At 58.2% G+C, this 21,393-nt stretch carries 20 protein-coding genes; 11 read left to right on the top strand and 9 right to left on the bottom strand.

Features of this window, described 5'->3' with window-relative positions; genetic code table 11:
* Positions 1-302: 302 nt before the first annotated feature.
* From DWW12_RS07530 to DWW12_RS07515, 4 genes are all read right to left on the bottom strand, one after another.
* On the bottom strand, positions 303-1,355 hold the full coding sequence (locus tag DWW12_RS07530; protein WP_117855624.1) for an aldose epimerase family protein: 1,053 nt from the start codon (positions 1,353-1,355) through the stop codon (positions 303-305).
* Positions 1,356-1,536: 181 nt separating this feature from the next.
* Entirely contained in the window at positions 1,537-3,060 is a 1,524-nt protein-coding gene (locus DWW12_RS07525) for a PTS transporter subunit IIC (protein WP_117855623.1), read from the bottom strand.
* 120 nt (positions 3,061-3,180) lie between these two features.
* The gene (locus tag DWW12_RS07520) at positions 3,181-3,486 is read right to left on the bottom strand and encodes a PTS sugar transporter subunit IIB (protein ID WP_117716300.1); all 306 of its coding nucleotides are present in this window, start codon (positions 3,484-3,486) and stop codon (positions 3,181-3,183) included.
* A gap of 53 nt (positions 3,487-3,539) precedes the next feature.
* On the bottom strand, positions 3,540-4,031 hold the full coding sequence (locus DWW12_RS07515) for a PTS sugar transporter subunit IIA (RefSeq protein WP_117716301.1): 492 nt from the start codon (positions 4,029-4,031) through the stop codon (positions 3,540-3,542).
* A gap of 335 nt (positions 4,032-4,366) precedes the next feature.
* Here DWW12_RS07515 and DWW12_RS07510 point away from each other — a divergent pair, with 335 nt between their 5' ends.
* From DWW12_RS07510 to DWW12_RS07485, 6 genes are all read left to right on the top strand, one after another.
* The gene (locus tag DWW12_RS07510; RefSeq protein ID WP_117855622.1) at positions 4,367-5,131 is read left to right on the top strand and encodes a DeoR/GlpR family DNA-binding transcription regulator; all 765 of its coding nucleotides are present in this window, start codon (positions 4,367-4,369) and stop codon (positions 5,129-5,131) included.
* Between the two features lie 125 nt (positions 5,132-5,256).
* Entirely contained in the window at positions 5,257-6,270 is a 1,014-nt protein-coding gene (locus DWW12_RS07505; RefSeq protein ID WP_147345479.1) for a hypothetical protein, read from the top strand.
* A 307-nt stretch (positions 6,271-6,577) separates the two neighbouring features.
* Positions 6,578-7,006: a galactose-6-phosphate isomerase subunit LacA gene (gene lacA, locus DWW12_RS07500; RefSeq protein ID WP_006234830.1), complete on the top strand. Its 429-nt coding sequence runs from the start codon at positions 6,578-6,580 to the stop codon at positions 7,004-7,006.
* 63 nt (positions 7,007-7,069) lie between these two features.
* Complete coding sequence (gene lacB / locus DWW12_RS07495) at positions 7,070-7,594, top strand: galactose-6-phosphate isomerase subunit LacB (RefSeq protein WP_117785937.1); 525 nt, start codon at positions 7,070-7,072, stop codon at positions 7,592-7,594.
* 374 nt (positions 7,595-7,968) lie between these two features.
* The gene (locus DWW12_RS07490; RefSeq protein WP_117785936.1) at positions 7,969-8,850 is read left to right on the top strand and encodes an aldose 1-epimerase family protein; all 882 of its coding nucleotides are present in this window, start codon (positions 7,969-7,971) and stop codon (positions 8,848-8,850) included.
* Between the two features lie 53 nt (positions 8,851-8,903).
* The gene (locus DWW12_RS07485; protein ID WP_117855620.1) at positions 8,904-9,839 is read left to right on the top strand and encodes a hexose kinase; all 936 of its coding nucleotides are present in this window, start codon (positions 8,904-8,906) and stop codon (positions 9,837-9,839) included.
* 126 nt (positions 9,840-9,965) lie between these two features.
* On the opposite strand, the gene DWW12_RS07480 is transcribed toward DWW12_RS07485, so the two are convergent.
* Positions 9,966-10,169, bottom strand: coding sequence for a galactokinase family protein (locus tag DWW12_RS07480; protein ID WP_369832430.1), 204 nt, complete (start codon positions 10,167-10,169; stop codon positions 9,966-9,968).
* A 222-nt stretch (positions 10,170-10,391) separates the two neighbouring features.
* Between DWW12_RS07480 and DWW12_RS07475 the strand changes: the two genes are divergently transcribed.
* Both DWW12_RS07475 and DWW12_RS07470 read left to right on the top strand, forming a co-directional pair.
* Complete coding sequence (locus DWW12_RS07475; protein ID WP_117855627.1) at positions 10,392-11,378, top strand: LacI family DNA-binding transcriptional regulator; 987 nt, start codon at positions 10,392-10,394, stop codon at positions 11,376-11,378.
* A gap of 129 nt (positions 11,379-11,507) precedes the next feature.
* Entirely contained in the window at positions 11,508-12,668 is a 1,161-nt protein-coding gene (locus tag DWW12_RS07470; protein WP_233544260.1) for an FprA family A-type flavoprotein, read from the top strand.
* A gap of 67 nt (positions 12,669-12,735) precedes the next feature.
* Here the strand turns inward: DWW12_RS07470 and DWW12_RS07465 are convergent, their stop codons facing one another.
* On the bottom strand, positions 12,736-13,539 hold the full coding sequence (locus tag DWW12_RS07465) for a DeoR/GlpR family DNA-binding transcription regulator (protein ID WP_117648453.1): 804 nt from the start codon (positions 13,537-13,539) through the stop codon (positions 12,736-12,738).
* A 335-nt stretch (positions 13,540-13,874) separates the two neighbouring features.
* On the opposite strand from DWW12_RS07465, the gene DWW12_RS07460 reads away from it, so the two are divergent.
* Entirely contained in the window at positions 13,875-14,732 is an 858-nt protein-coding gene (locus DWW12_RS07460) for a class II fructose-bisphosphate aldolase (RefSeq protein WP_022095149.1), read from the top strand.
* A gap of 323 nt (positions 14,733-15,055) precedes the next feature.
* Here the strand turns inward: DWW12_RS07460 and DWW12_RS07455 are convergent, their stop codons facing one another.
* The 3 genes from DWW12_RS07455 to vsr all read right to left on the bottom strand — a co-directional run bounded on the left by DWW12_RS07455 (position 15,056) and on the right by vsr (position 18,152).
* Positions 15,056-15,679: an HAD family hydrolase gene (locus DWW12_RS07455; RefSeq protein ID WP_117855618.1), complete on the bottom strand. Its 624-nt coding sequence runs from the start codon at positions 15,677-15,679 to the stop codon at positions 15,056-15,058.
* Between the two features lie 56 nt (positions 15,680-15,735).
* A complete protein-coding gene (locus DWW12_RS07450; protein ID WP_158564428.1) occupies positions 15,736-16,665 on the bottom strand; it encodes an AraC family transcriptional regulator in 930 nt (309 codons plus the stop codon).
* A gap of 497 nt (positions 16,666-17,162) precedes the next feature.
* Entirely contained in the window at positions 17,163-18,152 is a 990-nt protein-coding gene (gene vsr, locus DWW12_RS10035; protein WP_233544259.1) for a DNA mismatch endonuclease Vsr, read from the bottom strand.
* A gap of 144 nt (positions 18,153-18,296) precedes the next feature.
* Here vsr and DWW12_RS07435 point away from each other — a divergent pair, with 144 nt between their 5' ends.
* Entirely contained in the window at positions 18,297-19,082 is a 786-nt protein-coding gene (locus DWW12_RS07435; RefSeq protein WP_089572375.1) for an ABC transporter ATP-binding protein, read from the top strand.
* A complete protein-coding gene (locus DWW12_RS07430; RefSeq protein WP_117855617.1) occupies positions 19,072-21,309 on the top strand; it encodes an ABC transporter permease in 2,238 nt (745 codons plus the stop codon). The genes DWW12_RS07435 and DWW12_RS07430 overlap by 11 nt, the downstream gene beginning before the upstream one ends.
* The last annotated feature ends 84 nt before the right edge of the window (positions 21,310-21,393 follow it).

The following is a 21,393-nucleotide window of genomic DNA, read 5'->3' as shown; positions in this document are numbered from 1 at the left end:
GGAAACAACCCGCCAGTTTCGAAAGTCGTAATCATCGGGTTTGGTTCGCAAGCCTATGTTACCGAGCGTGGCGTCCAAGTTGTTCCGCTGGATGTTCTCGCGCCGTAACGCGACGGTCGAAGCGGGACGGACGCCACCATTGCGCGCGAGGACACGGCATCATCGATGATGCGGCGGCCACATTCGGCAAAGAGTGTCCCCAACGACTAGTCGTTTAGGAACGCCCCCAATGACTAGGTAGAAAAACGCCCGTCGGCGGTGGTGCCGGCGGGCGCTGCTGTGCGATATGTCGCGTTGTGGGCTTAATGCCTCATAAAGTGGTATTCGATCACATTGCTGTAGGGGTGACCCGGGCCCACAATGCCCTGCGGGAACAGCGGCTGGTGCGGCGTGTCGGGGTACATCTCTGCCTCGAGGGCAAAGCCGGCGCCCCAGCTATAGTTGGCATCGTCCTTGGCGTGCTCGTCGCCCAGCCAATTGCCAGTGTAGAGCTGCACGCCCGGGGCGGTGGTGTAGTAGTCCAGCTCACGACCGGTCCACATCTCCTCGACGTGCATCGCGCGGCGCAGATTACGGCCGTACTGATAGCCATCGATGCACAGGCAGTGGTCGTAGCCGCGTGCCTGCTTAATCTGTGGATCGTCGGCCTCCATGCCAGGCGCGACGGGGCGCAGCTCACGGAAGTCAAACGGCGTGCCCTCGACCGGAGCGATCTCGCCGGTGGGGATGTTCTGGTCGTTGATGGGCAGATAGTGGGCAGCGTTGACAACAAAGAAGTGCTCGCAGTCCATGCCGGCGTTATGGCCTGCAAGGTTAAAGTACGTGTGGTTGGTCATGGACACGTAGGTGGCGCGGTCGCTCTCGCAGCCATAATCGATGCGGAAGACGCCGGTGCGCGTAACGGTAAACACGGCCGTAAAGGTTCGGTTGCCGGGCAGGCCCAGCTCGCCATCCTCAAGCGAGGCGGTCATGCGAACGGCGTTGCGAGTCTCGTCGAGCTCAACATCCCACACACGTTTGTGCAGGCCGTGCTCAAGGTCGCTGTGCAGGTTGTTGGCGCCTTCGTTGGCCGGCATATGCCAGTCCGTGCCGTCGATGGCGATCGTGGCGCCAGCGGTGCGGTTTGCCACAGGGCCGATGGTCGCGCCAAAGCAGGCGGGGTTGTCAAAGTAATCCTCGAGCTTATCGAAGCCAAGCACCACATCGCGCACGTTGCCGGGAATGTCGGGCACATCGATACCAAGCACCGTGGCGCCATAGTCCATAATGCGAACGCAGATCTCGGGCCCGTTGAGGGTGTAACGATGAACGGGGGTACCGCACGGCGCGGTGCCGAAAAGCTCGGAAGTGATCATTTGGTTCCTAACATCGAGGTATTTCCGAAAAACTGTAGCGCGAACAGGCGAGATTATCACTACACCCCACTAAAGCTGAGGGTGTTTTTCTCAAAAAAGTGATGATTGACTTACTGTGACGAAAAAAAGAAACCCGCCGGGATGCGACGGGTTTCTTCCACAGGGGATATGTGGCAATGAGTTAGGCGTTTGCCTTTGCGGACTCGGCTTCCTTGGCAGCCTTGAGGTCCTCCTCGGTAAACTTGCCGGTGGTGAGCGGCGAGAGGGTGCACTTGTCCTGCTTCGCGTACTCGATGTTACGAGCGATCATCTGCTTGCGATACCAAGCGAAGAGCGCGACGTACACGACGATGGCAACGACGGTGGCGATGATCATGGTCACATCGCCCGTGGTCGCCTTGCCCACGAAGAAGGCCAGGAACTTCTCGACAGGTCCTTCCATGGTGGTCTGAGAAATCAGGCCGGTAACGCCATCGGGGAAAGCGCCGACAGTCTTAGCGGTAAAGGTAACGAAATCGGCGACGAGGGTGCCAGCGCCCAGGAAGACGGGCAGCAGGACAGCGCCAATGACGACCATGCGAATCACGCGGCCGCGGGTGACAACGAGCAGTGCCGGCGTCAGACCCATGGCGATGATGCCACCGAGCGGCAGCAGGCCGTTCCAAGTGCCAGTCGGGGAGAAGGGGAAGGGAACGTTGGCGAGCAGCAGTGCCTCACCCAGCATGACGGGGGCAAGGATGTTGGCAGCAGCCCAGATCTCGGCGCGGCCGGCGATGAAGGGCCAGTCGAGGCCGACGTTGAGGGTACGGCCCTGGAGCCACTTGCTGTTGTTGGCAAAGTCGGAGATGCCCTGAGACAGCGGCTCGACGGCTGCGATGAACCAAGAACCGATCATGGAGAACAGCTCAAGGCAGGTTGCGGCGGTAAAGGCGAGCGTGCAGATCTGCTGCGGGGTCTGGTGCGAAAGAAGGCCGACGAAGACGCCCAGGTAGATACCAATAGCAAACTTGGAGCCCCAGAAGCCGATCATGTTGTTGAGCTTGGCAGCGTCGAAGTCGTACTTATCGAGGAAGGGGAGCACCTTGTCGATGATCTTGTTGAGCAGCATGGCCAGCGGGTTCATCATGTAGTTCATGTGAGTCGTGGTCATGGGGTTCTCCTCGGGAGCACCCAAAAGATCGTTGAACGTGGGCTTCATAAGGTCGGAGTTCATGATCTTCATAACGCCGACGAAGACGACGAGCAGCGTGGCGACGACGATGTTGGCGCCAAAGTAGATGCAGGCAAGGCCGACAAAGGCGAGGTGCCAAACGTCAAAGATGTCGACGTCGATGGTGTTGGTCTTGGCGAGCACGATCATCACGATGTTGACGATGACGAGGACCATCAAGAAGTACAGCGTGTAGGGAGAACCCCAGGTGATGGTGGCCAGCGGTGCCCAGCCCACGTCGGTAACGGTGAGCTGAAGGCCGGTGGACTCAACGAACGTCGTCATGGCGCTCGAGAAGGCCGTCGTCAGAATGTTGATGATGGCGCCGATGCCGGTAATGGCGATGCCGAGCTTAAGACCGCCCTCGAGGGCCTTGGTAAACTTAACTTTGAAGAGAAGGGCAATAACCGTCAAAACGATGGTCATCATAGGGGCTGCGCCAAGGTCGATCAGCGGCTGAAAGACGGCATTAGCAAACCCGATTACTGCGTCCATGTCTCCCTCTTTCCTAAAAGAGAATTTCCTTTTCCGTATGTTGCCTTAAAAAAGAAGATGCCGTTCCCGGTCGTCATCTTCCTTAAAGCCAAAGATTGTGCAGAGCGAAGCTGCAAATGATTAGTTGAGACCCTTTTCCTTGATAATGGCCTCAATCTTGTCGTAAACCGGCTTAGCCATAGCAGGCATGCGATAGAGAATCGGGCCGGCGTCGACGATCGGAGTCTTAACCTCAAAGCCAAAATCGGTCTTGGCGATCTGGGCGAAGATGTCGTACTGAGAGAGCATCTCCTCGTTAACGTCCTTGATCATCACGGCGTCGCAGTGCAGGTTGTAGCCGCGATTCTTGAACTCGGACTCGATGGCGTCCTTGATCTGATGGCTGGAGTTAACACCGGCGCCACAAGCTGCGAGAACCTTAATCATGATGAATTCCTTTCTCTATGCGGGTTATTCCGTGGATTCCTAAGGGTAATTGGCTAGTCGGCAGGAAAGTTGTCGACCAAGAACTGGTAGATGGCCTTGGCGTCGGTCATGGAGAACAGCTCCTTGACGCGATCGGTGCCAAGAGCGTTAACGAAGTCCATGATCTTGGCGAGGATGCCCACCTGGGCCTCCTTGTCGTCGTTGAGAATCATGAACAGGAACGAGACGGGGAAGGTCTGCGAGGGGTCGATCATGGAGTGCCACTCGACGGGGGTCGTCAGCTTGACGGGGACGATGCGGCGGGTGTGAACGAATTCGACCTCGGTGTGGGGAACGGCAAAGCTGGGCAACTCGGGGTCGACGACAGACATATCCATGCCGGTGGGGTAGCCCTTTTCGCGCTCGATGATGTTCTCGAGAAACGCGGGCGCCACATAGTTTTTGAGTGACAGCTTATTGGCGATCTCGGTAAAGACCTCTTCTTGCGTGGTGCGGTCGCAAACAAACACGGTGTCTTCGAAGAACAGATTGCTCTCTGCGGACATGTCTGCAACTCCTTCCGTTCCATGCAGATCGAACATGTTCGAATCTGTTTGTTTAAGTTCTCTGTTATTTAAGTCTAAGAGAATTAGTGTGTCAATCTGTTTTCTATTGTTCGGCAAAGTTCAATTTGCTTTATTGAGGCAACATTGGATTGAAATGATTTTAAAATCGCAGCTTTTTGCCTATGTATAGCTGAAGTTGATGTGTCGGATACATTCGATATTCAACGTTTGGCGTTTACTATCCTACCGTTCACCGGGAAAACCGACCGTTTAGGGTGAGTGAGCATAAATGTTCGATTACTATAAATGCGAACAAAACCACTCAAAGGAGTAAAATGATCAAGGCGGAGCGTCAGGATAAGGTTCGTCAGCTGCTCGAGGAGCAGGGCACGGTCTCGGTCAAAGAGATTTCGGATGCGTTGGGCGTTTCGGACATGACGATTCGCCGCGACCTCGAAGAACTTGCGAGCCTAGGCGAGATCGAGCGCGTGCACGGCGGAGCCCGCAGTGCACAGGGCCGTCCGCACGCTATGTTGCGCCATGAGTATTCGCACAGCGAAAAGCGCACTAAGCATGCCGAGGAAAAGCTGCAGATTGCGCGCCGTGCTGTGGAGCTTATCGAGGAGGGCTCGACCATCTTTTTGGGCACGGGCACCACGGTTGAGCAGATGGCCTCGATGCTGCCGACGTTTCGCCTGCGCATTGTGACCAATTCGCTTTCGGTGTTTAACCTGCTCGAGGCGCGCGAGGACTGCGACCTGTGCCTCGTGGGCGGTATGTACCGTCGCCGCACCGCCGCTTTTGTGGGGCCCATGGCCGAGGATACCCTGCGCGCGCTGGGAATCGACGCAGCCTATATCGGCGCCAACGGCATTTTGAACGGCGACGTGTCCACGTCTAACATGGAAGAGGGCCGCATCCAGCAGCTCGCCTTTAGCAAGGCCGACTCGCGCTATCTGATCGCCGACTCCAGCAAGATCGGCAAGCGCGACTTCTACACCTTCTGCCGCCTGGACAATTTGGACGCTGTGGTGTGCGAGCCGGGTATTACCGCCGAGGACCGCACTGCCATCGAGGAGCACACGCGGGTCATTTGTTAACTGGCGCTGCAGGCGAGGTAGTTATTGGGGACAGTCTTGGTGCGCTCCGTTGTCCTCCCGTTCGGTTTTTTACTGGGTGGGTATACTTCCATCCGCAATACAGACCGGACTGAGGAGGTATCCAAATGCCGGATAACGGGTCAATACAAAAAAGAGATGCGCGCGAGATGGCTCATGGGCGTCCTGTCCAGATAACCGAGCACACGACGGTAACCGAGCTGCAGCCCAGCTTGTCCGATGTCGTGTGCGCAAACAAAAAGCTGCAGATTGGCTTTATCGTTGCACTCGTGGTACTGGCGCTGCTGTCGGGCTTTGTGGCTCGTCCGCATTTTGCCGATACCAAAACATGGGACTCCACCATCGAGGTCATCGATCAAAAGAAAGGCAACGTACTGGCGCTCACGACCTCGTGCGTGGCGCTGTCTGCGGGCATTACCGCGCTGCCGGGTGATACGGGAACGCCGGTTGCCGAGCAGCTCGCGCAGCTTTCGGGTAACTTGGGCATCGTGCTTGCCGTGCTCTACCTCGAGAAATACCTGCTGACCATTTTGTGGTCGGTTGGCCTGGGCATCCTGATCCCGTTTGCGCTGGTACTCTTTGCGGTGTCGCTCGGCATTCACGGGCGCTGGAGCACGAGCGCCGTCCTGCGCCGCGTGGCGACTCGCGTGCTGGTGATCGCCATGATCGGAATGGCCTTGGTGCCTGCAAGCGTATGGGTGTCGCAAAAGGTCGACGAAACGTATCGAGTGAGCATCGAGGTGGCCGAGCAAAAGGCGGCCGACGCTGCGGGTGCGACAGATAGCGACAGCTCCAAAGCAAGCAAGAAAAAGACCGAGTCCGCAGAGTCCAAGAATGTGCTTGAGCAGCTTGCCGACGGCGCCTCGAGTCTCGTCACATCGGTGACCAGCGGTGCCAAGCAGATGACCGATGAAATTGTGCAGCAGGTGACCGATCTGATCGAAGGTGTCATCGTGATGATCGTGACCTCGTGCGTGATTCCATTGCTGGTGCTCGCGGCGTTTTTGTGGCTGGGGCACGTGCTACTGGGGATTGATATTTCCGGCCCGGCGAACTATTTGACGGGTCGCTTTCTGAGCGCTCCGTCCAAACATGCCAAGAAGAGCGGGCGGTCTGAGTAGGCGGCAACGCGATCTTTGGAAGATCAACCGCAAGAAGGGCGGCCGAGACACGTTCTCGGCCGCCCTTTTGTTTGTTGGACACATGGTCGCTACGTCCGTGCCGGGCCCAAACGTTCAACAATCATCCGTGAACGGCATTTGTTCAAAAAAGAACAAAGATAAACAAATAGTTGTTGCAGTCGATGTTCGAATGTGTTCAAATAAACATGAACAGTGAAGAACCGCACATTCAGATGCCCGGACCTGAGCGCGATTCAACACTTCCAAACAGAAACTACGCACCTGCGTATCTCTCAAGGAGGATGTCATGAGGGTTGTAATCGCTTCCGATGCCGACGGTATGTCGATGAAGGAGTCCATCAAGGAGATGCTCATCGCCGACGGTCATGAGGTCGTCGACTATTCCGAGACCCCTGCCGCGGACTTTGTCGATTCCGCGACCGCCGTTGCCAAGGACCTGCTGGAGCACAAGGATTCCCAGGGCTTCGCATTCGATAAGTACGGCGTCGGATCCTATATGGCCGCCGTCAAGATCAAGGGCATGGTCGTCGCCAACATTTCCGACGAGCGTTCCGCCTACATGACCCGCGAGCACAACGGCTCGCGCATGGTCACCATGGGCCCGGGCGTTGTGGGCACCGAGGTCGCCAAGAAGATCGCCCGCGAGTTCCTGCGCGCCCAGTACGCCGGCGGCCGTCACCAGATCCGTGTCGACATGCTCAACAAGATGGCCTAACGAGAGCCACCGAGAACTCGAACTTCTACCTCAACTTGTGAATTCAGACGAAAGGACGTTCTGATGAAGAAGACCATCGCAATCGGTTGCGACCATATCGTTACGGACGAGAAGATCTATCTGGCCGACCGCCTGGAGCAGGCTGGCTACAAGGTGCTCGACTGCGGCACCTACAGCCACACCCGTACGCACTATCCCATCTACGGTAAGGCCGTGGGCGAGGCTGTTGCCAGCGGCAAGGCCGACTTTGGCGTGGCCCTGTGCGGCACCGGCATCGGCATCACCAACGCCGTCAACAAGGTTCCCGGCGCTCGCTGCGCCTTGGTTCGCGACATGACCTCCGCCCTGTATGCCCGTCGCGAGCTCAACGCCAACATCGTGGGCTTTGGCGGCAAGATCACCGGCGAGTTCCTGATGGCCGATATCATGCTTGCCTTCCTGGAGGAGCCCTACGAGAAGACCCCCGAGCACGATGCCCTGATTGCCAAGATCGATGCCTGCAATAAGGTCGACGCTGAGGCTCAGGCTGACCCGCACTTCTTTGACGAGTTCCTCGAGAAGTGGGACCGCGGCGAGTATCACGACTAAGGGGGTTCCGGCGTTTTAACAAACGCCGGACCGGTCGACGCTGCGAAGCCATCTGGCGGGCAATCTGCCGCTCAGCTTCGACGGCATGACCAGAAGGTCAATGCCGTCTCGCTTCACGGCACCTTGCCTCGCCAGCTGGCTTCTCGCTGATGTCTGAGTGGCCTGTGGGGTTACCCCTGTTGTTGCGAAGCGTTCTGGTATGGCAAGTTGCTCCGATAACACGTTTGCTTGCCGAGCTTGTGTGCTTCGTTTTGGCGGTACCCGGCATTCTGCAGCTTTTCAATTGACGGCTCGCGTTTCTGTGAGGGGGCGCGGGCCGGTTTTCTATCAGCCCTATTGACTTGGCGGGCTGTCGTAAGAAAGGGAAGGCTCCTATGGAGTTTGTTCTTGATAACGGTTTGATTCGTGTGGCGTTGACCACGGCGGGCGGGTCGTTCACTTCTATTGCGGCCAACGGCCGTGAGTACCTGTGGCAGGGCGATCCGGCGGTCTGGTCGGGCCAGGCACCCATTTGCTTTCCGATTTGCGGCGGCCTTCGTGACGGCCGCGCGATGACCATGGGCGGCCGCGAGGTCAAGCTTGCCCGCCACGGCTTTGCCCGCAAGCAGGAGTGGAAGCTCGAGGAGCAGGGCGACAGCATGGTCGCGCTGAGCCTAAGCTCTGCCGACCACGCCGAGCTACTCGAGCAGTATCCGTATCCGTTTAAGATCGTCGCGCGCTACACGATCGATGCGGCTAAGGTGGCCGTGTCGTACGAGGTGACCAATGAGGGCACCGAGGATATGCCATTCTTTGTGGGCGGTCACCCCGGCTTTAAGTGCCCGCTCGACGAGGGCGAGTCCTATGACGATTATGAGCTTCGTTTTGAGCAGCGTGAGGCCACCGAGCTCTGTACTGCCGTTCCCTCGACTGGCCTGATTGATGTTGAGCATCGCAGCAAGAACCCCATGATCGGCCAGAACCTGCCGCTTACCCACGAACTCTTCGACTTCGCGGAGACCATCTTTGACGTGCTCGAGAGCCGCGTGGTTACGCTGACTAAGAAAACCGAGGACAAGGGCGTGCGCCTGACGTTCCCCGATATGCCGTACCTGATTGTGTGGAGCAAGCCCGAGGGGGACTTTGTGGCTGTTGAACCATGGGGTGGTCTGTCCACCTGCTCCGACGAGGACGATATTCTGGAGCACAAGCGTGGCTGCCTGGTGGCCAAGCCGGGAGAGACCGTCATCCGCGGCTTTGAGATCGAGATCCTTTAACGAGCTATCGTATGTTTGGGGCGGGTCATGCCGCCCCGGAACAGGAGTTCAACATGATTCTGACCGTTACCATGAACCCGTCGATCGATACGCGCTATCAACTCGACAAGCTGATCATCGACGACGTGAACCGCGTGACGCCCGAAAAGACCGCTGGCGGCAAGGGTCTCAACGTGAGCCGCGTGCTGCTGCAGTTGGGCGACGATGTGCTCGCGACCGGCCTGCTCGGCGGCCACATGGGTGCCTATATGGCCGAGCTTATGGATGCCGACGGCGTCAAGAACGACTTTGTGCCCATCGCCGGTGAGACGCGCATTTGCCTGAATATCCTGCACGAGGGTAATCAGACCGAGCTGCTGGAGAGCGGCCCGCAGATCGCCCCGGCCGAGCTCGAGGCCTTTACGGCTAAGTTCGCCGAGCTTGCAGCGAAGGCGGATGTTGTGACGCTTTCGGGCTCGCTGCCGCGCGGCGTCGATGCTGGCTACTATGCCGAGCTCGTCAAGATCGCCGAGGAGGCGGGCGCCAAGGTGCTGCTCGACACCTCGGGTGCATCGCTGGAGGCTGCGCTGGAGTCCGACGCTAAGCCTGAGCTCGTGAAGCCCAACCTGACCGAGATTAACGGCCTGCTGGGTACGTCCTTTACGACCGATGATGTCGATGCCCTGCGCGAGGCGCTTGCCGCCGATGGCCGCTTTGCCGGTATTCCCTGGGTCGTCGTCTCGATGGGCGCTGCCGGTTCGGTGGGCTTCCATGAGGGCCGCGCGTTCCGCGCCAAGACGCCCGCGATTGCGGCTGTGAACGCGACGGGTTCCGGTGACTCGACCATCGCCGGCTTTGCGCATGCCATTGCTGCTGGTGCCGACGACGTCACGGTGCTCAAGACCGCCAATACCTGCGGCAAGCTCAACGCCATGGATCCCAAGACCGGCCACCTGGTCATGGACCGCTGGGACGAGATCTACAACAGCGTTGAAGTAACGGAGCTTTAATAGTTACGCGGTTTTACCAAACCGCGTAACGGCTCGACGCTGCAAGCCCGCCAGAGCGGCAATCTGCCTTTCAACTTCGGCGGCATGACCAGAAGGTCAATGCCGCCTCGTTTCAAGGCACCTTGCTCACTCTGGCGGGCTTTCGCTGTCGTTGCCAAAACACCGGCGCTGCTTTGGCCGACATTTGGCGCCACCTTGTCTCAAATGCGACTCGCTCGATGTCGTTGCCAAAACATCGACATCGAGCGAGTCGGCGATAACATGGCCACCCTCGTGGACGGTGTGGTTGCCGCTGATCTTGGAATGGCCGGGCGCGTGCACGTAGAGCACCTGGCGGTCGCCGATGGGGCGGTACTGCCGTATGGACTTATAAAGCAGAAGAGATGCAGATAGAAAAAGTAGAGTACGTTAACATGCGTCCGACGATAGCGGGCCTCGGCGCGGGGTGTATTTCTGCCCGGGCCGGCATGCACGCTATTCAGATCTCGCAAGGGTGAAGGTGATCCTGTGACAAGGCGCCCGTCCAACGATACCAGTTTGCGTCCGGTCTCCATGGCCGACGTCGCCCGCGCTGCTGGCGTTTCGCAGCAGACGGTTTCGCGCGTCGCCAACGGCTTGCCCAACGTTAACGAGCAGACACGTCAGCGCGTGCAGGCCACTATGCAAGAACTCGGCTTCCGTCCGAGTTATGCCGGTCGCTCGCTGCGCGACGGCCGTTACCATTCGGTCGGTCTGTGTGTCAACGATGTCACCAAGTTTGGCAACCTCTCAATGATCGACGGCATCGCCAGCGCTGCTCGCGAGCATAATTGCGCCATCACGCTGGTCGAGATGTCCAAGACCGAGGAATTCTCGCTTGCCGAGGCCACGCGTCGTATGGCCGCGCTGCCCGTGGACGGTATCATCATCGGCATGAGTCGCATGGCACCCGATTTTGAGACGTTTGATCCGTTGCCGGGCATTGGCACGGTCATCGTTACCATGTACGCGCATCCGCGCGTGACCACAGTCGATTCCGACCATTACGGCTGCTCGCTATTGCTTATGGATCACCTGTTTGAGCTGGGACACGATCAGATTCGCTATATTGGCGGCCCGTCGTTCTCGGTCGACGAGCAGTTTCGTCGCGCCGGTTGGCAGGATGCACTCGAGCGTAAGCACATTAAGCCGCAGGCGCCGCTCGAGGGCGATTGGTCTGCCAACAGCGGATACGAAGCTGGCAGATATCTGGCCGAGCACGACCGCACCATGACGGCGATTTACGCGGCAAACGACCAAATGGCAAACGGTGCCATCGCCGCGCTGCGCGATAGCGGCTTGCGCGTGCCCGAGGACGTGAGCGTGGTGGGCGTCGATGATTCGCTCGATGATTTTGTAGCACACAACGAGCTCACGACCGTTCGATTCGACTTGCATCAGCGTGGGCGCGAGGTGTTTGAGCATGCGGTTCCCGAGGCGGGTACGGTGGGCAAAACCGTTGCCATTCGTATTCCCGGCCAGCTCATCATTCGACATAGCACGGCGATACCGCGCTCATAGTTTGTGCTGGTAAACGGCGATTTATCGCATTTTAATAACAATCGGTAAGGATGCCGGCAGATAGCTGTTGGGATGCAGCCGAGTGCTATGATAGACGGGCTCTTTTGTCTATCTAGGAGGCTTTGCCTGATGGAGATCACCAAGGATATCCGCTACGTTGGCGTCGACGATCACGACATTGACCTGTTCGAGGGCCAGTACGATGTGTCCGAGAACGGTATGGCATACAACAGCTACGTTATCTTGGGCGAAAAGATCGCTGTCGCCGATTCGGTCGATGGCGGGTTTGTCGACGAATGGCTCGGTAACCTCGAGGCTGTACTCGACGGTCGCACGCCCGACTACCTGGTCATCCATCACATGGAGCCCGATCACTCCGCTGGCATCGCCGCCTTTATGGAGCGCTATCCCCAGGCACAGATTGTGGCCAGCATGGGCGCCTTCCGCATGATGGTCAACTACTTTGGCACCGACTACCCCGAGCGTAAGATGGTCGTCAAAGAGGGCGACGTGCTCGACCTGGGTGGCCACAGCCTGACCTTTGTCGGCGCCCCCAACGTTCACTGGCCCGAGGTACTCTTCTCCTACGAGGCTACCGACAAGGTGCTCTTTAGTGCCGACGGCTTTGGCAAGTTTGGCGCCAACGACATCGAGGATCCGGAAGGGTGGGCCTGCGAGGCGCGCCGTTACTACTTTGGCATCGTGGGCAAGTTCGGCAAGTTTGTGCAAGCCGTGCTCAAGAAGGCCGCCGATTTGGACATCCAGATCATCTGCCCGCTTCATGGCCCCGTGCTGACCGAGAACCTGGGCTACTACCTCGACACCTACAACACCTGGTCGAGCTATCAGCCCGAGGACGAGGGCATCACCATTGCCTACGCGAGCGTCTACGGCCATCTGAAGGCTGCCGTTGAGGAGCTTGCATCTGCGCTCGAGGCTCGCGGCCAGAAGGTTTCCGTCTTTGACTTGGCTCGCGACGACATGGCCGAGGCCGTTGAGGACGCGTTCCGCTATGACCGTCTGGTACTCGCTTCCATTACCTATCAGGGCGAGATCTTCCCATTCATGAGCACCTTTATCCATACGCTTGCCGAGCATGCCTACCAGAACCGTACGGTGGCGCTCGTCGAGGGCGGCTCCTGGGCGCCCGCAGCTGCCAAGATTATGACCAAGGAGCTCGAGGGTATGAAGGACATCACCCTGACGCAGAACAAGGTGACCGTCCTGGGTTCGCTCAACGACGCCTCGCGCGCTCAGATCGAGGCCCTCGCTGACGAGCTCTCCAAGTAGCGATACGTTCACGTTTAACGCTCAAACCACCACAAAGGGGACGGTGAACCTTTGTGGTGGTTTTTGTTTAAGCGCCGGCGATGAGGAGATTTGGGCGGGCGTTGTCGACGATCTCGGCGATTGAGGTGGCGACGGCGTGATCGGGGTCACGGTCCATCACGATGGCGTTGACGTCGGTCAGCTCGGCAAAGCGGTACATGCCCCGTCCGTTGACCTTGCTGGCGTCCATGAGGGCCACGCTTTGGCGGGCGGCGCCAATCATGGCCGTTTTGGTCTCAGCCATCTGGGGAAAGTCGGTGGTAAAGCCGCAGCCGGGAACGAAAGCGCCAGGGCACATGACGGCAAGATCGGCGTGGACCATTTGGAGCGCCTGCATGGTAAGTGGGCCGTACAGATAGCGATGGCCTTTGCGCAGTGCCCCGCCCAGCATGACGACATCGACTGAGGGCATGCTCTCGTCGATGTAATCGGCAATGGTAATGTCGGCCGTGATGACGGTGATGCCATCGCGCTGGTCGAGGAGCCGAACGAACTCGAGTGCCGTGGTGCCGGAGTCGACAAGCACCGTGTCGCCGTCGTTAACAAGCCTGATAGCGCTTTGGGCAATGGCTTGCTTGGCGGCAACGTTGACGTTGATGCGGCGATCCTGCGTGGAGACGGTTAGGCGTTTGTGGAGCGACACGGCGCCACCATGCGTGCGGCGCAGCTTGCCGGACTCGGCGAGCGCGTCCAGGTCGGCGCGGGCGGTAACGGAGGACACGCCAAAGGTCTGGGCGATTTCTGCTACTTGCACCGAGGCGTTATGTTCAAGCATCTCCATGATGGCGGCGCGTCGCTCATCGGCGAAAGCTCGGGTTGTTGCGTGGGCCATAGCTGCTCCATCCTCAGCCTAAATTTGCAGGAATTGTGTTGAGTCTATTTTCGTTCATTTTCTTTTTGAGCAAGTAAACGCCTTTCGATTACTTATCTTTTCTATAAAAGAAAGATGATTCGCTTGAAAACGGTAATGTCGGATAGGGGAATTTAGCCTGAATCCCTTCCGTTTGCTTTTCAAAAACGAGCGTTTTGGCCTGCGTGCCGGCGATATCTCGTACATGCGACAGATGCGATTTTCATACAATGAGCGCAGCAAAACGCAAGGTAAAACGCCTTGCGGACACGTACGCCCGATGTCCAGATGCGGGCGAGGGAGAGGAGCAAACGCTCATGGCACTTGTTACCACCGAAAAGATGCTCAAGGACGCTCAGGCCGGCCACTACGCCGTCGGCGCGTTCAACGTCGAGAACCTCGAGTTTGTTATGGCCGTTCTGGCCGCTGCCGAGGAGACCAAGTCCCCCGTCATCATGCAGACCACCCCGGGCACCATCAAGACCGCTGGTCTGGACTACTTCTACGGCATGGTCAAGGCTGCCGCCGAGCGCGCTTCCGTGCCCGTTGCCCTGCACCTCGATCACGGCGATGGCTATGACCGATGCATGCAGGCTTTCCGCACGGGCTACACCTCCGTCATGATCGACGGTTCGCACGAGTCCTTCGAGGACAACATCGCTCTGACCAAGTCCGTCGCCGATGCTGGCCGTGCCATGGGCGTGCCCGTCGAGGCCGAGCTCGGCAAGGTTGGCGGCAAGGAGGACGACGGCCCTGCGGTTGAGGGCGAGAGCCCCTACACCGATCCTGCCGAGGCCAAGGAGTTCGTCGAGCGCACAGGCTGCACCTCGCTGGCGATTGGCGTTGGTACCAGCCACGGCGTGTACACGAGCGATCCGCACATCGAGCAGTCGGTGGTCAAGGCCATCCGCGACGCCGTCGACGTGCCGCTGGTTCTGCACGGCACTTCCGGTGTGCCCGATGAGCAGGTTGCCGAGGCTGTGAAGAACGGCATCTGCAAGGTTAACTACGCAACCGAGCTGCGTCAGGCCTACACCAAGGGCTTCATGGCCTACATGGCCGAGAACCCTGCCTGCTTCGATCCTAAGAAGCCGGCCAAGGAGGGCATGCGTGAGATCACCGAGCTGGTTAAGATCCGCATGACCAACCTCAACTCTGTGGGCAAAGCAGAGTAACAGCAAGGGTACTCCGACTCGCTACATATCCCGGGGAGGGACGAGGGCTTAGTTCCCCAATCGTCCTCGGGCATGCAAAAAGCCTCGCTGCGCACTTCGTGCGGCGAGGCTTTTTGCCCCCCTGCGGAAAGATTGGGAAACTAAGCCCTCGTCCCTCCCAGGTTGACCTACTCGAGGTCGTCGCTCTTGTGGCGTTAGGGCAGAAAATAATAAGAAGCCTTCGCGCTGCGGAATGATTTTGGAAACTAAGTACGGGGACCCGCCCAAGCCGTTCTGCTCAATCGCCCTTGTGGTGTTGGGACTGAAAGGGTGGGGCGCGTGGGTTATTTGGTTGTTAGGGTTAGTAGGTCGTTGGGGGTTTTGAGGTTGTAGGTGGCGTTTGGGATATCTTGGTGTGATCCCCATGCTGCTCGGGCAAAACTGACCCCTGCTGAAGTTGCGCATTGTTCGTCGTAGACGGTGTCGCCAACGTAGACGACGTTGCCAGGATTCGCGCCCGCACGTCGGAGATATTCGAGCATGGGTGCGGGTGCGGGTTTATGTTCGGTTGTGTCTTCGACAAGGATGATGTGCTCAAAAAACTTATCGAAACCAAGGGGTGCAATTTCTTTTGCGTATTCGTCGCGCGCACGTGAGGAGACGATGCCAAGTTTGCAGCCGCTATCGGCGAGTGTTGCGATGACTTCAAGCAAACCTGGAAACACGCTGATGGTGCTTTTAAAGCTGGCGGCAACTTGGCACCAGCGATCCAACGTTGCCTGCGAGTAGATCCCAAGTTTCTCAAGGGCATCCTTGCCGGGTATGCCGAGGGCAAAGTCAAGCTCGTGTCGGGGAAGCGTTTTGCTGGTCTCTTCTTGGACAATCTGGACAAGCGATGACAGAACGCTTTCTTCTGTATCTGCCAATGTCCCATCAACGTCAAATACGATATGGTCAAAGTGCTTCATATGATTGCTCCTCTCTGTTGTTTGCCTGCAAGTTTGATGCAGTGACAGAAGAAGGGTTAGCGGGATTTCTGCCTGGTGCTATCGAGATTCTGCCTCGCTGCTCGATAGCTCGAAGGAGTGCACCCCATTTGTTCTTTAAATACCTGGCCAAGATGGCTTGCTGTTATAAATCCGCATTGGCGCGCGACTGTCTGTACCGTTCGCGTGGTGTGTGCCAAAAGTTCGCAAGCACGGTTTATGCGGTATGCGCGTAGATATGCCGCCGGGGTCGTTCCTGCACAAGTTTCGATAATGCGGTAACACTCTCTTTCGCTTACGCCGGCTGCAGATGCCATCTGGGGCACATCTATAGCGGCTGCATAGTTTGCGCGGATAAAGTCCAGGATTGCCTTGAACTGTACGTCGCGGCTGGTCATCCAAGAGGCGCCGTCGGAAGAAAAGAGCGGTTCGGTCTTGGCGTTAATCTGAATCCAGAGCTCTGACAAACTATTTCGAAGCGCCATCTCGTTCTGCGGCCGTTGAAGGTCGTGGCTAAAGGAGCTCTTCAGCAAATCGATAAAGGGCATATCGTCGGGATTGGTGGGCGACCATTTGAGCACATCGACGCCTCGACATTGAAGCAATGGGTTGATGTAGCGCTTTTGGAGACGTCCCGCGGGATCGCCGAGCATCGACGGCTGAAAGATATGCAGCATTTGAATGGCTGGCGCCGAATTGGGTGATTGCAGCGTGCTGTGCAAAACGCCGCCGTTGATAAAGCCGGCGGACCCTTCCTCAAAGCGTACGTGCTCATGAGCCGCGTGCGTTCGATAGTCAATCGCTCCCTGCTCCATGTAGAAAAGCTCAACTTCGGAATGCCAGTGCCAGGGGACGGAATTGCCCGGATAGCGAGCGAATTCTGCGCGTTCGGCAATATAGGGCCAGTCTTCGGCGGTCTCGGGAAACGCTTCCTCGCGTCCTCCGCGGTGCAATTCTATGTGATCCATGTTTCGCATGGCATCAGTATAAAGCGCGATGGGCTTAGATTGCTCTTGCCTGTTCGGGGAACGCCTTGTCTAGGGATGCTTGGAGCTTATCGAAGGATGCTCGCAAGTTGTGGCTCTGGTCGGTTGAGCGTTTGGCTTTTGTGGTGGGGGAGTCGGGGAGGCCGTTTCTCTGTGTCGGGGGGAAGGAGAAAAGGTTTGCATGTTTTAGGGATGGCTGCTGTGCTGCGTCATTGGAAGAATGCATGCTTATGCGGCCTCCTCGATGTCCACCAAAAGATTGCGCGCGGGGTTTGCTGCTAGGTCCCGTGCGTTGGCAGTATTATGCCGCGGCCGTCGCAAAGAAGCGCTAAAGAAAGGCTTAATGAGGTTTGGCATAACGATGAAACCGCAGGTCAGAGGTATCGAGTAACACTCTTGAAAGGTTTTGGGCTTAAGGGCTTTCTAAGGTTTGTGACGTGGATGTGGCTCGCCTGTGTGGGGCGTGTGAATGCTCGCTGTTAGCGCTGCGGCTCTGCAGCCCGTACCTGCTCGATGACCTTTTCCATCGTGGCGTCGATGTGATCTTTTTTGAGCTCGCATTCCCAGATAGTTATGGGCGTCCAGCCCATTTGAGTGAGTGCTGCCACGGCAGCGTGGTCACGCTCGACGTTGCGACGGAACTTTGCCTCCCAAAACTCAACATTGCGCTTGGGCTGGCTCGGATTGCACTTAGGGCAGCGATGCCAAAAGCAACCGTTGACGAAGATGGCGATCTTGCGCCCGGGGAAGGCGATGTCGGGCTTGCCGGGAACCTTCCATTCCAAGCGATAACCCGTAAGGCCCGCTGCCCGCAGGCGCTGTCGTACGAGCAGCTCGGGCTTGGTGTTGGCGCGCTTGTTGCCCTTCATGGACTTTTTGATGGCGGCGCGACGGCGCACCAGTTCGCGCTCGTCGGCGGAAAGGTCCGAGGTGTCGATGCCGTCCAGCAGGCCGGGCTTGGGGCGCTTTTTGCTGCGGTGCTTAGGTTTGCGCTTGGATTTGGCGGCAGGCTCGTCAGCCGTGCCGGTCTCGGCGTCGTTGGTGCTGCCGTTGGCCTCAAGTCGGTCTTCCTTCAGCTCAATCAGAGCATCGATGAGCCCCTTGTCGGCGGGCATCCATTCCACCGTGGCAAGCGAGGTGCGTGGAATCCAGCGGATATCAAGCTGGCGGTCGTGTTTCTGGGGCTCATCGGATTCATCGGCGAGCGAGCAGTAGTAGCACTCCATGGAGAGATGGAAATCGGGATAGTCATACTCAACGGTGTAGAAGTCACGCAGGTTGGTGACCTTCACCTGCAGCTCTTCCATGAGCTCGCGGCGCACGGCGTCTTCTGGTGTCTCACCGCGCATGAGCTTGCCACCGGGGAACTCCCAAAGTCCCTGCATGTCGCCATAGCCGCGCTGCACAGCCAGTAGCTCGTCAGATCCTTCCTTGCGAATGATCCCAGCTGCAACATGAACAGTCTTCAACAGGAGCCCTCTCTCAACATCAACACATGGCAGACTACGCTTACCTTACGCAACGGTAAGGCAAGCGTAAGCCATATCGATGGTAGCCGACTCGGCTCCTTGCGACTATAGATGCCGTAGACTAATCGCAAGAAAGGACTCGGTATGCAAACCACGCAAACGGCGACCCCGGTACTGGAGGTCGCGCATCTCGAAAAGGTATATGGAGCACTGGGCAACGTGACCCGCGCGCTCAACGATGTCAGCTTTACCGTCAACCGCGGCGAATTCGTCGGCATCATGGGCGCCTCGGGCTCGGGCAAGTCGACGTTGCTCAACTGCGTGTCGACCATCGATAGCGCCACGAGTGGCACCATCCGCATCAACGGCCAGGACGTGACGCGCATGAAGCAGGCCAAGCTTTCGCAGTTCCGCCGCGAGGAGCTGGGCTTTATCTTCCAGGACTCCAACCTACTCGATACGCTCACGGCACGCGAGAACATCGCCCTGCCGCTCACCATCGCCCGCACAAACTCGGCAGAGATCTCGACCCGCGTGCAGGATGTGGCCGCGCGCCTGTCTATCAGTCAGGTGCTCGACAAGTATCCCTACCAAATGTCGGGCGGCCAGCAGCAGCGCGTTGCCGCGGCTCGCGCGCTCGTCACCGACCCCACTATGATCATGGCCGACGAGCCCACCGGCGCCCTCGATTCCAAGAGCGCCCGCCTGCTGCTCGAGAGCCTAGAGGCCCTCAACCGCCGCCTGCGCGCCACGGTGCTCATGGTCACGCACGACAGCTTTGCTGCCAGCTACACGAGCCGTGTGCTGTTTATTCGTGACGGCAAGATCTTCACCGAGCTGCGCCGCGGCGACACCGACCGCCGAGAGTTCTTCGACCGCATTATGGAGGTCGTTGCCATGATGGGCGGTGAAGGCTCCGATGCTCTGTAAACTCGCTTGGGGCAACGTCCGCCGCACCGGCCGCGACTACCTCGTCTACTTGCTGACGCTCACCCTGGGTGTCACGGTCTTCTATGCCTTCAATACCGTCTCGATGCAGGTCGACATTGCCGGCATCAAGGAGGAGGGACTGTCCGAGCTCATGGGCAGCATGCTCGGTTACCTGACGTACTTTTTGGCCGGCGTCATGGCCTTTTTGATGGTGTATGCCAACAACTTCATCATGAAGCGCCGCAAAAAGGAGTTCGGCCTGTACCAGGTGCTCGGCATGCGCCGCGGGCGCGTCGCCACGATCATGGCGCTCGAGACCGTGATCGTTTCGGTCGGCGCCTTTGTCGCCGGCATTGTGCTGGGCGTGGGGCTCTCCCAGCTCATGACATTCTTTACGGCCTCGCTCTTTAAGACACAGATCGCTAATTTCCACTTCTTTTTCTCGGTGCATGCGTTCAACCTGACCCTTGCCTGCATGCTCGTGATGTTTGTGCTTACGCTACTGCTGAACCTTCGCGCCGTGCGCCGTACCAAGCTCATCGAGCTTATGGGCGCCGAGCGGCGCAACGAGAGCATCAAGACGCGCAACCCCTGGATTGCGATCGCCATCTTTGTCGTGGGCGTGGTGCTGGTGGGCGTGGCCTATTGCCGCCTGTTGCGCGATGGGTTCCCGCTCACCGCGACGGAGGGTAAGCTGCAGGAGGCCATGAACCAGTTTGGTATCACCACGGCCATGGTTACGGTGGGTACCTTTGCCCTGTTCTGGGGCCTTTCGGGCATGCTTATCAAGCTGCTGCAGAGCCTACGCAGCGTGTATTGGCGCGGCCTCAACATGTTTACCGTGCGCCAGCTTGCGGCCAAGGTCAACACGGTGTGCTTTTCGATGGGCGTTATCGCGATGATCCTGTTTCTGGCCATTACCTCGGTGACCTGCGGTATGTCGATCGCCAACGTGATGAACGAAAACCTCGAGCGCTATACGCCGGCGGATATGACGCAGGCGTATATCTATTACATGCCCGATAGGCTCGACTACTACAAGGAGTATGTCAATCCTTCCGAGGCCGATCGCATGGTGCTGGCAGACGCAACGGTCGATTTGTACTCTGCATGGCACGGTGACCGTATCGATCCCGATAACGTTGCGGAAAGTATCAAGGGCAAGTCGGCAGATAATGGCAACGAGGCCGGAAAGAAGGTCAATATCGCCGACGTTGCCGGCGAGCATGTGCAGATTGATTCGTATCTGAGCTATACGCTTGGCGGCTCGGATCCTTCGGTGACGGCGGGCGAGATGTGCAAGGCCATGGGCGAAAAGCTCCCCAAGGCGCTCGAGGGTAGCAATGCCGATGATATGGGCCTGTTTGAGACGCCGGCGAGCCAGTACAACAAACTGCGCCAGATGATGGGCGAGGAGCCGGTGAGCATTGGCCGCGACCAGTACTTGCTTACGTGCGATATGGGCGGCGAGTTGGGCGACCTGTACACCAAGTACATGGCTGGGGGCCATACCCTCACCTTGGGCGGACATACGCTCAAGCCCGCAACCGATAAGTCGGACGAGGACACGGCTGCCATCGCCAACTCGGCACTCGGCAGCAATCCCGGTACCGTGGTCGTAGCCGACGAGCTGCTGTCCCAGCTTAACCTGCAGCCGTATTCCAGTAATCTGCTCGTTAACTACAAGCAGGGGATGGATGTGACCAAGGCAGACGAGAGCATTAAATACACCATGCTCGACAATCTGCTCGTTGACGGCAAGGAGCCGGGGTCGTGGGGAGTCTTCATGACACGCTCCGAGATCTATACGCTGGCGGCGCAGATGAACGGCATGATTAGCTATCTAGCCATCTATATTGGCTTTGTACTGGTCGTTGCATGTGCGGCAATTCTGTCGATCCAGCAGCTCTCCAATGTGGCCGACGAAAGCCGCAGCTATCGCGTGCTGGCGCAGATCGGCTGTGACGACCGCCAGATTCGCCATTCGGTGATGGCGCAGCAAGCGGTGTTCTTCCTGTTCCCGCTGGCAGTGGGTCTGGCGCACTCCTTTGTGGCGCTCAAGGTGATCATCGAGCTGGTGAGCACGTTTGGCAACATGAGCATCGGCGGCACGGTGGGCCTCACCTGTGCGATTTTCCTGGCAGCCTACGGCGGCTATTTCCTGGTGACCTACCTCATGAGCACCGGCATGGTGCAAGCCGCCATCGCCACACGCTACAGTGAGTAACAGACGGGCAAAACCGTCGCAAAATCAGAGCGAAGCACCGCCGCGAAGGGAGTCCAGCTCCCTTCGCGGCGGTATTTTGCGTAT

Origin of the sequence: Collinsella sp. AF14-35, assembly GCF_003464565.1 — a bacterium.
In the GTDB taxonomy this organism is placed as follows: Bacteria; Actinomycetota; Coriobacteriia; order Coriobacteriales; family Coriobacteriaceae; genus Collinsella.
Note: the sequence above shows the minus strand (reverse complement) of the source record. Positions and strands in the feature narration are given on the sequence as shown.

Bases quoted from the DNA above. Each gene is read 5' to 3' on its own strand.
- DWW12_RS07530 (WP_117855624.1), bottom strand. From the start codon at position 1,355: ATGATCACTTCCGAGCTTTTCGGCACCGCGCCGTGCGGTACCCCCGTT.
- DWW12_RS07525 (WP_117855623.1), bottom strand. From the start codon at position 3,060: ATGGACGCAGTAATCGGGTTTGCTAATGCCGTCTTTCAGCCGCTGATC.
- DWW12_RS07520 (WP_117716300.1), bottom strand. From the start codon at position 3,486: ATGATTAAGGTTCTCGCAGCTTGTGGCGCCGGTGTTAACTCCAGCCAT.
- DWW12_RS07515 (WP_117716301.1), bottom strand. From the start codon at position 4,031: ATGTCCGCAGAGAGCAATCTGTTCTTCGAAGACACCGTGTTTGTTTGC.
- DWW12_RS07510 (WP_117855622.1), top strand. From the start codon at position 4,367: ATGATCAAGGCGGAGCGTCAGGATAAGGTTCGTCAGCTGCTCGAGGAG.
- DWW12_RS07505 (WP_147345479.1), top strand. From the start codon at position 5,257: ATGCCGGATAACGGGTCAATACAAAAAAGAGATGCGCGCGAGATGGCT.
- lacA (WP_006234830.1), top strand. From the start codon at position 6,578: ATGAGGGTTGTAATCGCTTCCGATGCCGACGGTATGTCGATGAAGGAG.
- lacB (WP_117785937.1), top strand. From the start codon at position 7,070: ATGAAGAAGACCATCGCAATCGGTTGCGACCATATCGTTACGGACGAG.
- DWW12_RS07490 (WP_117785936.1), top strand. From the start codon at position 7,969: ATGGAGTTTGTTCTTGATAACGGTTTGATTCGTGTGGCGTTGACCACG.
- DWW12_RS07485 (WP_117855620.1), top strand. From the start codon at position 8,904: ATGATTCTGACCGTTACCATGAACCCGTCGATCGATACGCGCTATCAA.
- DWW12_RS07475 (WP_117855627.1), top strand. From the start codon at position 10,392: ATGGCCGACGTCGCCCGCGCTGCTGGCGTTTCGCAGCAGACGGTTTCG.
- DWW12_RS07470 (WP_233544260.1), top strand. From the start codon at position 11,508: ATGGAGATCACCAAGGATATCCGCTACGTTGGCGTCGACGATCACGAC.
- DWW12_RS07465 (WP_117648453.1), bottom strand. From the start codon at position 13,539: ATGGCCCACGCAACAACCCGAGCTTTCGCCGATGAGCGACGCGCCGCC.
- DWW12_RS07460 (WP_022095149.1), top strand. From the start codon at position 13,875: ATGGCACTTGTTACCACCGAAAAGATGCTCAAGGACGCTCAGGCCGGC.
- DWW12_RS07455 (WP_117855618.1), bottom strand. From the start codon at position 15,679: ATGAAGCACTTTGACCATATCGTATTTGACGTTGATGGGACATTGGCA.
- DWW12_RS07450 (WP_158564428.1), bottom strand. From the start codon at position 16,665: ATGGATCACATAGAATTGCACCGCGGAGGACGCGAGGAAGCGTTTCCC.
- DWW12_RS07435 (WP_089572375.1), top strand. From the start codon at position 18,297: ATGCAAACCACGCAAACGGCGACCCCGGTACTGGAGGTCGCGCATCTC.
- DWW12_RS07430 (WP_117855617.1), top strand. From the start codon at position 19,072: ATGCTCTGTAAACTCGCTTGGGGCAACGTCCGCCGCACCGGCCGCGAC.